The organism is Streptomyces sp. ISL-66 (assembly GCF_018614135.1).
Taxonomy (GTDB): domain Bacteria; phylum Actinomycetota; class Actinomycetes; order Streptomycetales; family Streptomycetaceae; genus Streptomyces.
In genome coordinates this window covers 1-11,644 of record NZ_JAGGOW010000049.1, presented here as the reverse complement: position 1 = coordinate 11,644, position 11,644 = coordinate 1, and the positions used below count along the sequence as shown (strand labels likewise).

Sequence of the window (11,644 nt, the reverse complement as noted above, 5' to 3'; positions counted from 1 at the left end):
CACTGCTATGACGAAGCCCTCCCTCCCCGACCTGCTGCACGCCGCCGTCTCCGCCGTCGGCGGCACGGAGCGCCCCGGCCAGGTGGCCATGGCCGAAGCCGTCGCCGAAGCGATCGACGACAACTCCCACCGCCTCATCCAGGCCGGTACCGGCACCGGTAAGTCCTTGGGCTACCTGGTGCCGGCCCTCGCGCATGGTGAGCGCGTGGTCGTGGCCACGGCGACGCTCGCCCTCCAGCGCCAGCTCGTCGAGCGCGACCTGCCCCGGACGGTGGAGGCGCTGCATCCGCAGCTCCGCCGCCGCCCGCAGTTCGCCATGCTCAAGGGCCGCTCCAACTACCTGTGCCTGCACCGCCTGCACGAGGGCGCCCCGCAGGACGAGGAGGAGGGCCTCTTCGACCAGTTCGAGGCGGCCACGCCGACGAGCAAGCTCGGCAAGGACCTGCTGCGTCTGCGCGACTGGGCGGACGAGACGGAGACGGGCGACCGCGACGACCTGACCCCGGGCGTCTCGGACAAGGCCTGGGCGCAGATCTCGGTGTCTTCCCGCGAGTGTCTGGGCGCGACGAAGTGCGCGTACGGCGCCGAGTGCTTCGCGGAGGCGGCGCGCGAGCGGGCCAAGCTCGCGGACGTGGTCGTCACCAACCACGCGCTCCTCGCCATCGACGCCATCGAGGGCGCCCCGGTGCTCCCGCAGCACGAGGTGCTGATCGTGGACGAGGCCCACGAGCTGGTTTCCCGGGTGACCGGGGTCGCCACCGGCGAGCTCACCCCCGGCCAGGTCGACCGCGCCGTCAAGCGGTCGTCGAAGCTGGTCGACGAGAAGACCGCGGACTCCCTCCAGACCGCCTCCGAGACCTTCGAGCGCGTCATGGAGCTCGCGCTCCCCGGCCGCCTGGAGGAGATCCCCGAGGACCTCGGCTACGCACTGATGGCTCTGCGCGACGCCTCGCGCAACGTGATCTCGGCGATCGGCAACACCCGGGACAAGTCAGTCCACGACGAGGACGCCGTGCGCAAGCAGGCCCTCGCCGCGGTGGAGAGCGTGCACGGGGTGGCCGAGCGGATCATGGCCGGCTCCGAGTACGACGTCGTCTGGTACGAGCGCCACGACCGCTTCGGCGCCACTCTCCGCGTCGCCCCGCTGTCGGTTTCCGGCCTGCTGCGCGAGAAGCTGTTCGAGGACCGCTCGGTGGTCCTGACCTCCGCGACCCTCAAGCTCGGCGGCGACTTCAACGGTGTCGCGGCGTCGATGGGCCTGTCCCCGGAGGGCGTCGAAGGCGAAGACGTACCGCATTGGAAGGGCCTGGACGTCGGCTCGCCCTTCGACTACCCCAAGCAGGGCATCCTCTACGTCGCCAAGCACCTGGCGACCCCCGGCCGCGAGGGCACCCGCGGCGACATGATGGACGAGCTCGCCGAGCTGATCGAGGCGGCCGGCGGTCGCACCCTCGGACTGTTCTCCTCGATGCGCGGCGCCAAGGCCGCCGCCGAGGAGCTGCGCGGCCGGCTCGACAATCCGATCCTGCTCCAGGGCGAGGAGACGCTGGGCGAGCTGATCAAGGCCTTCGCCGCCGATCCGAAGACCTGCCTGTTCGGAACCCTCTCGCTGTGGCAGGGCGTGGACGTGCCCGGTCCCAGCTGCCAGCTGGTGGTCATGGACAGGATCCCGTTCCCCCGTCCCGACGACCCGCTGATGAGCGCCCGGCAGAAGTCGGTCGAGGAGCGCGGCGGCAACGGCTTCATGGCCGTCGCGGCGACGCACGCGGCGCTGCTGATGGCGCAGGGGGCGGGCCGCCTCGTACGGGCCACCGGGGACAAGGGTGTCGTCGCGATCCTGGACCCCAGGCTGGCCACGGCCCGGTACGGAAGCTTCCTGCGGGCCACGCTGCCGGACTTCTGGTACACCACGGACCGCAACCAGGCCCGCCGCTCCCTGGCGGCGATCGACGCGACCGCTCAGGCGGAGGGCAAGTAGGACGCCCACGAGAACGGGAACGGACGGACGGACGGCGCGCACGGACACAAACACGCGCACAGGCACAAACGCGCACAGGCACAAACGCGTACGGGCACAAAGCAGCCCTGGGACCGGCGCAGTAGGTCCCAGGGCTGGACGGGGGCGCGGGGAATTCAGACCCGGCGCAGTACCGCGACGACCTTGCCGAGGATGGTGGCCTCGTCGCCGGGGATCGGCTGGTAGGCCGCGTTGTGCGGGAGGAGCCAGACGTGGCCGTCCTCGCGCTTGAACCGCTTGACCGTGGCTTCGCCGTCGAGCATCGCGGCGACGATGTCGCCGTTCTCGGCGACGGGCTGGCGGCGGACCGTGACCCAGTCGCCGTCACAGATGGCGGCCTCGATCATCGAGTCGCCGACGACCTTGAGGCAGAACAGCTCACCGTCTCCCACCAGCTGGCGGGGGAGCGGGAACACGTCCTCCACCGACTCCTCGGCGAGGATCGGGCCACCGGCCGCGATCCGGCCGATCAGCGGGACGTACGAGGCCGCGGGCTTGCCCGTGGTGTCCGTGGGCTGCGAGCTGGGCTGGTCCGAGCCGCGCACCTCGTACGCCCGGGGGCGGTGCGGGTCGCGGCGCAGGAAGCCCTTGCGTTCGAGGGCCATCAGCTGGTGTGCGACCGACGACGTGCTCGACAGGCCGACGGCCTGGCCGATCTCCCGCATCGACGGGGGGTAGCCCCGCCGCTGCACGGAGTCGCGAATGACCTCGATGACCCTCCGCTGCCGGTCGGTGAGCCCGGAGCTGTCGGCCCGGATGCCTGGAGGTCGCCCTGGAAGCGAGCGTGCGGGGCGTACGGGCTCCGCCTCCGGGTTCAGGCTTGCGTCATTCATGGCATGCACCGGCTCGAGTCGGCTCTGGGAGCGGTTCTGGGCAGTGATGGTGGCACTGTCTGCGGTGGTGGTCACGTCGGCGGCCCCTCTCGGAATGTTCTCCCTAGCTGGACAACGGTAGTGGCTTTCGAAAGGTTGCGCCAAACACACGTTCGAGTGAAAAATCGGAGATCACCCAGCGTGTTCACTTTGCGGGGTGTATGGACGGTCGGCGGGCTGTTCGGACCGAACGCGGGTTCGGCTCCGGAGCCACTGGTTACGGTACCCTTCCGGGTCGGGTCGCCACCGGCCGGGGATGCGCTCAGTGTGGCACCGCGAAGCCCCGTATCCGGCCATCGGACGCAGCGACACGCGGAGCGGCGTAAATCCACCGCAACCCAAGATCTAGTGGTTGGATGAGCGCTGCCACCCAGAAGTTGTGGTCCTCGGGTCTGCCGGGGCCCCCGGCATCGCATATGCTTGTGGCTGCTTCACAAGCCCCCGACAGGGCCTCGACTCTGCCGGTCAGGGGCCCCGTGGGGTGATTCAGTCGTGCCAAAGAGGAGGGTGAGGGAACCATGCACTGCCCCTTCTGCAGGCACCCCGACAGCCGTGTCGTCGACAGTCGGACCACCGACGACGGCACGTCGATCCGCAGACGCCGCCAGTGCCCCGACTGCTCTCGTCGCTTCACGACGGTGGAGACGGCCTCGCTGATGGTGATCAAGCGCAGCGGGGTGACCGAACCCTTCAGCCGTACCAAGGTCATCTCTGGCGTGCGCAAGGCGTGTCAGGGGCGGCCGGTCACCGAGGACGCCCTCGCCAAACTCGGCCAGCGGGTCGAAGAGGCGCTGCGCGCCACCGGGAGTGCCGAGCTGACCACCCACGACGTGGGTCTGGCCATACTCGGCCCGTTGCAGGAGCTCGACCTGGTCGCGTACCTCCGGTTCGCGTCCGTTTACAAGGCGTTCGACACACTCGAAGACTTCGAGACCGCCATCGCGGAACTCCGCGTGCCGCGGTCTCACCCAGGTGAGTGCGAGCACGGTGGGACCGCTCCGGTCCCCGTGCCCGCCTCCGCCGCCGACTGACCGGACGGCCCGCACCGCGGTGCACGCATCGCGGAGCGGCCGGTGGGTCTGGCGAAGAGACGTAGATACAAGACACACAGCACCGTGCCGCGGAATAACGCTGGCACTTTAGGGCGTTTTGCCCGCATTGGGAGGCGGCATGACAGAGACGGCGAGCAGCTCGGCACGAGGTTCCCGCGCCAAGGGAACCAAGAATGCCAAGAGCGGCCTGCGTATCGAGCGCATCCACACCACCCCGGGCGTGCACCCGTACGACGAGGTGAACTGGGAGCGCCGCGACGTCGTCATGACCAACTGGCGCGACGGCTCGGTGAACTTCGAGCAGCGCGGCGTCGAGTTCCCCGACTTCTGGTCGGTGAACGCGGTCAACATCGTCACCAGCAAGTACTTCCGCGGCGCGGTCGGCACCCCGCAGCGCGAGACCGGTCTGAAGCAGCTCATCGACCGGATCGTGAAGACGTACACGAAGGCCGGCGAGGACTTCGACTACTTCACGTCGCCCGCCGACGCGGAGATCTTCGAGCACGAGCTGACGTACGCCCTCCTGCACCAGATCTTCAGCTTCAACTCGCCGGTGTGGTTCAACGTCGGCACGCCCCAGCCGCAGCAGGTCTCCGCCTGCTTCATCCTGGCCGTCGACGACTCCATGGAGTCGATCCTCGACTGGTACAAGGAAGAGGGCATGATCTTCAAGGGCGGCTCGGGCGCCGGCCTGAACCTCTCCCGCATCCGCTCCTCCAAGGAGCTCCTCTCCTCCGGCGGCAACGCCTCCGGCCCGGTCTCCTTCATGCGCGGCGCCGACGCGTCCGCCGGAACGATCAAGTCGGGCGGCGCCACCCGCCGCGCGGCCAAGATGGTTGTCCTGGACGTGGACCACCCGGACGTCGAGGACTTCATCGCGACCAAGGTGAAGGAAGAGGAGAAGATCCGCGCCCTGCGCGACGCGGGCTTCGACATGGACCTGGGCGGCGACGACATCACGTCCGTCCAGTACCAGAACGCCAACAACTCCGTCCGCGTGAACGACGAGTTCATGACGGCCGTCGAGAACGGCACCGACTTCGGCCTGCGGGCCCGCATGACCGGCGAGGTCATCGAGACGGTCGACGCCAAGGCGCTCTTCCGCAAGCTCGCCGAGGCCGCGTGGGCCTGTGCCGACCCGGGCATCCAGTACGACGGTGTGATCAACAACTGGCACACCTGCCCCGAGTCCGGCCGCATCACCGCGTCCAACCCCTGTAGCGAGTACATGCACCTGGACAACACGTCCTGCAACCTCGCCTCGCTGAACCTGATGAAGTTCCTGAACGACGACGGCAAGGGCAACCAGTCCTTCGACGCCGAGCGCTTCGCCAAGGTCGTCGAGCTCGTCATCACCGCGATGGACATCTCCATCTGCTTCGCCGACTTCCCGACGCAGAAGATCGGTGAGAACACCCGCGCCTTCCGCCAGCTGGGCATCGGCTACGCCAACCTCGGCGCCCTGCTGATGGCCACCGGCCACGCGTACGACTCGGACGGCGGCCGCACCCTCGCCGCCTCGATCACCTCGCTGATGACCGGCACCGCGTACAAGCGCTCCGCCGAGCTGGCCGCGATCGTCGGCCCGTACGACGGCTACGCCCGCAACGCCGAGTCCCACAAGCGCGTCATGAAGCAGCACGCCGACGCGAACGCCGTCGCGCCGCGCACCGAGGACCTGGACAACATCATCTGGGCCGCGGCCACCGAGGCGTGGCAGGACGTCATCCGCCTCGGCGAGACGAACGGCTTCCGCAACTCGCAGGCCTCCGTCCTCGCTCCGACCGGCACCATCGGTCTCGCGATGTCCTGCGACACCACCGGTGTCGAGCCGGACCTGGCTCTGGTCAAGTTCAAGAAGCTCGTCGGCGGCGGCTCGATGCAGATCGTCAACGGCACCGTCCCGCAGGCCCTGCGTCGCATGGGCTACCAGGAAGAGCAGATCGAGGCGATCGTCGCCCACATCGCCGAGCACGGCGTGGTCGTCGACGCCCCGGGGCTGAAGCCGGAGCACTACTCGGTCTTCGACTGCGCCATGGGCGAGCGCTCCATCTCCGCGATGGGCCACGTGCGGATGATGGCCGCGATCCAGCCCTGGATCTCCGGCGCGATCTCCAAGACGGTCAACATGCCGGAGACGGCGACCGTCGAGGAGATCGAGGAGATCTACTTCGAGGCGTGGAAGCTGGGCGTCAAGGCGCTCGCGATCTACCGCGACAACTGCAAGGTCGGCCAGCCCCTCTCCGCGAAGAAGAAGGAAGAGGAGAAGGCCGAGGTCACCGAGAAGACCGAGGAGACCATCCGCGCGGCGGTCGAGAAGATCATCGAGTACCGCCCGGTCCGCAAGCGCCTCCCGAAGGGCCGTCCGGGGATCACCACCTCCTTCACGGTCGGTGGCGCCGAGGGCTACATGACCGCGAACTCCTACCCGGACGACGGTCTCGGCGAGGTCTTCCTGAAGATGTCCAAGCAGGGTTCGACCCTCGCGGGCATGATGGACGCCTTCTCCATCGCCGTCTCGGTCGGTCTGCAGTACGGCGTCCCGCTGGAGACGTACGTCGCGAAGTTCACGAACATGCGCTTCGAGCCGGCCGGCATGACGGACGACCCGGACGTGCGGATGGCGCAGTCGATCGTCGACTACATCTTCCGTCGCGTGGCGCTCGACTTCCTGCCCTTCGAGACCCGCTCGGCCCTCGGCATCCACTCCGCCGAGGAGCGTCAGCGCCACCTGGACACCGGCTCCTACGAGCCGCTCGAGGGCGAGCTCGACACGGAGTCCCTGACCCCGTCGGCCCCGCTCGTGGCGGTCCCGCCGGTGGCCCCGGCCCCGAAGCCGGTCTCGATCGCCCCGATCCCGGCCCCCAAGACGGCGCACTCCAACGCCGAACTGGTCGAGATGCAGCTCGGCGTCTCCGCCGACGCCCCGCTCTGCTTCTCCTGCGGTACGAAGATGCAGCGCGCCGGCTCCTGCTACATCTGCGAGGGCTGCGGCTCCACCAGCGGTTGCAGCTGACCCCGGGCGCGAGCGCGCCGGATGCGACATCCGGCGTAGCCCGCACGGGTAGTTGACCGGAAGGTCACGAAGGGGACCGGCCCGAGGCCGGTCCCCTTCGGCGTGTCGGGACCGCCGGTAGAGCGAGCCCGGGTCCCGGTGGAGGTGTTCAGTGCGGGAAGGTCCGCGCCGGTCGGGTGATCACTTCGTCGCGGAACTCCGCGATCGCGGAGCTCACCTGTCGCATGAGGTGGGTGTCCTGGATCCGGTCCAGGTAGAGGCAGCGTGCGGCCACGCCGGTCAGTTCGAAGGCGAAGCACAGGGCCATCAGCGGGTTCACGAAGAGCTCGCTGTCCCGGGTGCGGCTGGTGAAGCGGACATCGCCGAAGGAGCCGCGGACGGCCGCCGCGACCGAGCCGTTCACGATGCTCGGACGGTCCGGCGTGTGGTTCTGTGCGTGGGCCACGGCGTCGAGGTACAGCACGCCCTCCCGGGTGGCACGGGGTATCGAGAACGCGCCGAGGTACGTCCCGTCCCGGTCCAGCGCCGCGATGTTCTCCAGCACGAGCGCGTGGCTGACCCCGTGGTAGGCGTCCACCCCGAAGCCGACTGAGACGACGAGGCGTTCGGGTACGTCGTCCAGCGCGGCCAGAGCCGCCACGCTGGTCAGGTCCTCCTCGGGCGTCCCGAGGCCGGCTTCGTCACCCCGCATCAGGATGTCGGTGCCGCCGTCGACCAGGACCACCGCGTCGATGCGGTGCAGGTCGATCAGCGCCCGGTAGGCGGCGCGCAGCGGCCGCACGCCGACCTGCGGGAAGGCGTACACCGTGGACGGATAGCCGTGCAGCTTCAGCCACTGGGCCAAGGTCCGCTCCGGGAAGTACCTCTGGTGCGGCGCGGAGTCCGGTGTGACGACGGCGAGGTCGGGGGCCGCCCAGTCCTCGGCCGGAAGGCCGGCCACGGCACTGAAGGAGAGGTTCGCCAAGTAGACCTCCTTGCCCTGGTGCAGCAGGGAGAGTGCGATGGGGAGGCCGGAGTAGACGTCGAAGCCGCCACCGGCGCCGGCGACGAGGATCCGCTCGGCCGATGCCAGGCGGTTGAAGAGCGGGTTGATGTGCAGGGCGGTCATGGTGATCATTGTGGCGGGGCGGCACGGCCGGGCGCCGCGGAATTCACGGTGCATCGAGCGGGGGAGCCCATGTGGAGCGGTGACGAACTGGACCTGGACGCCTATCTGGCGAGGATCGGGTGGCAGAGCGGGGAACCCCGCGCGGATCTGCGGACGTTGAAGGAAGTGCACCGGGCCCACACCGGTGCGATCACCTTCGAGAGTCTGGACGTGCTGCTCGGCCGTGGCGTCGGGCTGGACGTCAAGACGGTCGAGGACAAGCTCGTGCACGGCCGCCGCGGCGGCTACTGCTACGAGCAGAACACGCTGCTGGCCGCTGCCCTGGAGCGGATCGGCTTCGAGGTCTCCGGGCGCGGCGCCCGCAACCGCACCCGCGGGGACGCCCTCGTCCCGGTGACGCACGCCGTCCTCGTCGTCACCGTGGAAGGCGAGCCCTGGCTCTGCGATGCCGGGTTCGGCTGGCAGGGCCCGCGCGAGCCCGTGCCGCTGGCGCGCCCCGGCGCCGAGGTGCGGCAGGGGGAGTGGCTGTTCCGCGTCCGGGAGGAAGCGGGCGGGGTGCTCGCGCTCTGCGCGTCCCGCGAGGGGAGTTGGCGGGACCTGTACGCCTTCTCCCCGCAGCCCTACCACCCCGTCGACTACGTCGTGCTCAACCACTACAGCTCCTCGCACCCCCGCTCCGCCTTCGTCGGCCGGATCGTCGTCCAGTACCCGGGCGACCGCGTCCGGTCGGCGCTCGTGGGGCGGGAGCTCTCCCGGCTGCTGCCCGACGGGCGGGTGGAGCGGCGGGCGGTGGCGGCCGAGGAGCTGATCGCCGTGCTCGAGCGGGAGTTCGGGCTTCGGCTGCCCGAGCGGGACGCGGCCGAACTCCTGCGGATGTACCGCGCCGGGCACTGACCCCGGCCCTGCCGGGCCCGTACGATGGCGCAGTGCTGGTCAAGTGGATTCGCTGCACGGTGACGGACCGACGCGGGTTCGAGCGGGGGCAGCGCAAATGGGCGGGGCTGCCCGGCGAACCCGGATTCCGGGGGCAGGGCGGTGGCTGGAGCCGAGGCCGGCAGGGGGTGGCGCACGTCTTCGCGTTCTGGGAGAGCCGCTCCTTCTACGACTCGTTCATGGCCCGCTCGCACGACCGGCTGGCCGCCTCCCAGAGCGGCACCTACACCGACGCGCGCGTCACGCTCTTCGACCACCGCTTCGACGTGAAGACCGGCTTCGAGCCCCGCTTCACCGATGCCGACGTGGTCCGGGTCGCCCACACCCGCGTGCGGGAGGGCCGGGTGGACCACTTCGCGCTCATGCAGGAGAAGGTGTGGAATCCGGCCATGGCGGGCTCGCCCGGCATGGTCCGCGGCCTCTTCGGCGAGGCGCCCGGCCGCGAGTTCCTGGTGCTGTCGATGTGGCGGAAGGCGGCCGAGCACGGCAAGTACCGGCAGGAGCGGGTCGAGCGGCTCTCGCTGCGCGCCCAGATCCAGGCCGATGTGGAGGCCCTCACCGGCGACGTCGTCGACCTCGATCCCGCCTGGACGGTCTGACCGGCGTGCCCGCTCGGCATGCCCGCGAGTGGCCGAATAAGGTCATGGGATGGTACGACCACGGCGCATCGTCCTTGTCCGCCACGGGGAATCGGAAGGCAACGCCGACGACACGGTGTACGAGCGGGAGCCCGACCACGCCCTACGGCTGACCCGCAAGGGGCGCGAGCAGGCCGCGGACGCCGGCGTCCGGCTGCGGGAACTCTTCGGCGACGAGTACATCAGCGCGTACGTCTCCCCGTACCGCCGCACCCTGCAGACCTTCCGGGAGCTGCGCCTGGACCCCGCGCGCGTGCGGATGCGCGAGGAGCCGAGGCTGCGCGAGCAGGACTGGGGCAACTGGCAGGACCGGGACGACGTACGGCTGCAGAAGGCGTACCGGGACGCCTACGGACACTTCTTCTACCGCTTCGCCCAGGGGGAGTCGGGCGCCGACGTCTACGACCGCGTCGGATCCTTCCTGGAGAGCCTCTACCGCAGCTTCGAGGCCCCGGACCACCCGGAGAACGTGCTGCTCGTGACGCACGGGCTGACGATGAGACTGTTCTGCATGCGCTGGTTCCACTGGTCCGTGGCCGAGTTCGAGGCCCTCTCCAACCCCGGAAACGGCGAATACCGGGTCCTCTTGCTCGGCCCCGACGGCCGGTACCGGATGGACCGCCCGTTTGAGCGGTGGACCACACCCGAGCCTTACGACCTGGACGGCTAAAGTGACGCGCGATGACCTCTGACTCCTCTTCCGAAAGGCGCTACGCGCGCGCCATGGCCAGCCTCCGTGGGCTGGCCCTGGGTGATGCCCTGGGCTCCCAGTACTTCGTCCCCGTGAACTACCCCCTGCTCAAGCGGCGCGAGCTGCCGGCCGGCAGCGATCCGTGGCAGTGGACCGACGACACCGAGATGGCCTGCTCGGTGGTGGCCGTCCTCGCCGCCCACGACCGGGTGGACCAGGACGCCCTGGCCGCCTCCTTCGCCCAACACCACGACTTCGACCGCGGCTACGGGCCCGCCGTGAACCGGATGCTGCGCCTGATCCGCGAGGGCGCGGACTGGCGCACGCTCGCCGCCGAACTGTTCAACGGCCAGGGCTCGTGGGGCAACGGCGCGGCCATGCGGGTCGCCCCGCTGGGTGCCTGGTACGCCGACGATCCCGAGCAGGCCACCCACCAGGCGGAGATCTCCGCCTACACCACCCACCAGCACCGCGAGGCGGTGTGCGGCGCGATGGCCGTCGCCGCCGCGGCCGCGCTCGCGGCCGATCCGGCCGGACCGCCGAAGGCCGCCGACCTGCTGGACGGGGTCATCGCGCTGGTACCGCGCAGCGCGGTGGGCGCCGGCCTGCGGCGGGCACGGGACATGCTCGACTACGGCGACGCGACCACCGTCGCGGCGGTCCTGGGCTGCGGGCGCCGCACCAGCGCGCACGACACCGTGCCGTTCGCCCTGTGGTCGGCGGCGCGGAGCCTGGACGACTACGAGCGGGCCTTCTGGACCACGGCGCAGGTGGGCGGCGACGTCGACACGACCTGCGCGATCGTCGGCGGAGTGCTCGGCGCGCGGGGCGACGAAGTGCTGCCGCCGGCCTGGCTGGCGCGTACCGAGGCCCTGCCGGCCTGGCTGCCGGAGGCGGCGCTGTAGCGGCGGTCCTCGCCGCTCCGCACCGGTCCGTACCCCTCCGATTGTCACGGTCCTGCCACAGGGCTCTTTTGAGCCTGTTCAAAACTGCATGACACCGGCCTACTCTGTCGGCTTCGCCACCCCCAACGGATCACCGGGGGTGGCCGGCTGGGGAGGGGAACCCGATGTCAGAGAACACCGATGCGGTGGACGGCGCGGCGGCGAAGGCCGCGCCGGCTCCACCGGGGGCGGCGGCCGCTCCACCGGGGCCGGCGCCGACTCCACCCGGGCCGACGGCCGCTCCGCCCGGGCCCGCGCCGACGCCGCCCGCTCCGCCCGGCTGGGACCCCGCAGCCTGGCAGGCCCACCAGCTGCGCAAGCAGCGCTCCGCCTCCGGCGCCTGGTCGCTCGCCCCGCTCGGCTGGGCCGAGCG

At 70.3% G+C, this 11,644-nt stretch carries 10 protein-coding genes; 8 read left to right on the top strand and 2 right to left on the bottom strand.

Features of this window, described 5'->3' with window-relative positions; genetic code table 11:
• Positions 1–7 precede the first annotated feature (7 nt).
• Positions 8–1,978, top strand: a complete 1,971-nt coding sequence (locus J7E97_RS10760) for an ATP-dependent DNA helicase (protein ID WP_215024993.1) — start codon at positions 8–10, stop codon at positions 1,976–1,978.
• Between the two features lie 155 nt (positions 1,979–2,133).
• Here J7E97_RS10760 and lexA read toward each other — a convergent pair whose 3' ends face one another.
• Positions 2,134–2,925: a transcriptional repressor LexA gene (gene lexA, locus J7E97_RS10755; protein WP_215024991.1), complete on the bottom strand. Its 792-nt coding sequence runs from the start codon at positions 2,923–2,925 to the stop codon at positions 2,134–2,136.
• Between the two features lie 482 nt (positions 2,926–3,407).
• On the opposite strand from lexA, the gene nrdR reads away from it, so the two are divergent.
• Entirely contained in the window at positions 3,408–3,920 is a 513-nt protein-coding gene (nrdR, locus tag J7E97_RS10750; protein WP_215024987.1) for a transcriptional regulator NrdR, read from the top strand.
• A 139-nt stretch (positions 3,921–4,059) separates the two neighbouring features.
• Positions 4,060–6,957 carry a vitamin B12-dependent ribonucleotide reductase gene (locus tag J7E97_RS10745; RefSeq protein WP_215024984.1) on the top strand — a complete coding sequence of 966 codons (2,898 nt, stop codon included), beginning with the start codon at positions 4,060–4,062 and terminating at the stop codon, positions 6,955–6,957.
• A gap of 148 nt (positions 6,958–7,105) precedes the next feature.
• Here the strand turns inward: J7E97_RS10745 and J7E97_RS10740 are convergent, their stop codons facing one another.
• On the bottom strand, positions 7,106–8,065 hold the full coding sequence (locus J7E97_RS10740; protein ID WP_215024972.1) for a DUF1152 domain-containing protein: 960 nt from the start codon (positions 8,063–8,065) through the stop codon (positions 7,106–7,108).
• 69 nt (positions 8,066–8,134) lie between these two features.
• On the opposite strand from J7E97_RS10740, the gene J7E97_RS10735 reads away from it, so the two are divergent.
• From J7E97_RS10735 to J7E97_RS10715, 5 genes are all read left to right on the top strand, one after another.
• Positions 8,135–8,959, top strand: a complete 825-nt coding sequence (locus J7E97_RS10735) for an arylamine N-acetyltransferase (RefSeq protein ID WP_215024971.1) — start codon at positions 8,135–8,137, stop codon at positions 8,957–8,959.
• 32 nt (positions 8,960–8,991) lie between these two features.
• The gene (locus J7E97_RS10730) at positions 8,992–9,597 is read left to right on the top strand and encodes a YdbC family protein (protein WP_215024969.1); all 606 of its coding nucleotides are present in this window, start codon (positions 8,992–8,994) and stop codon (positions 9,595–9,597) included.
• Positions 9,598–9,646: 49 nt separating this feature from the next.
• On the top strand, positions 9,647–10,306 hold the full coding sequence (locus J7E97_RS10725; protein WP_215024967.1) for a histidine phosphatase family protein: 660 nt from the start codon (positions 9,647–9,649) through the stop codon (positions 10,304–10,306).
• Between the two features lie 11 nt (positions 10,307–10,317).
• Positions 10,318–11,232, top strand: a complete 915-nt coding sequence (locus J7E97_RS10720; RefSeq protein ID WP_215024964.1) for an ADP-ribosylglycohydrolase family protein — start codon at positions 10,318–10,320, stop codon at positions 11,230–11,232.
• A 164-nt stretch (positions 11,233–11,396) separates the two neighbouring features.
• The coding region (locus J7E97_RS10715) for a hypothetical protein (RefSeq protein ID WP_215024961.1) at positions 11,397–11,644 on the top strand (248 nt) is incomplete at its 3' end.

What these genes read in the sequence shown, in the direction of transcription:
- J7E97_RS10760 (WP_215024993.1), top strand. Translation starts at nt 8, where the DNA reads ATGACGAAGCCCTCCCTCCCCGACCTGCTGCACGCCGCCGTCTCCGCC.
- nrdR (WP_215024987.1), top strand. Translation starts at nt 3,408, where the DNA reads ATGCACTGCCCCTTCTGCAGGCACCCCGACAGCCGTGTCGTCGACAGT.
- J7E97_RS10745 (WP_215024984.1), top strand. Translation starts at nt 4,060, where the DNA reads ATGACAGAGACGGCGAGCAGCTCGGCACGAGGTTCCCGCGCCAAGGGA.
- J7E97_RS10740 (WP_215024972.1), bottom strand. Translation starts at nt 8,065, where the DNA reads ATGACCGCCCTGCACATCAACCCGCTCTTCAACCGCCTGGCATCGGCC.
- J7E97_RS10735 (WP_215024971.1), top strand. Translation starts at nt 8,135, where the DNA reads ATGTGGAGCGGTGACGAACTGGACCTGGACGCCTATCTGGCGAGGATC.
- J7E97_RS10725 (WP_215024967.1), top strand. Translation starts at nt 9,647, where the DNA reads ATGGTACGACCACGGCGCATCGTCCTTGTCCGCCACGGGGAATCGGAA.
- J7E97_RS10720 (WP_215024964.1), top strand. Translation starts at nt 10,318, where the DNA reads ATGACCTCTGACTCCTCTTCCGAAAGGCGCTACGCGCGCGCCATGGCC.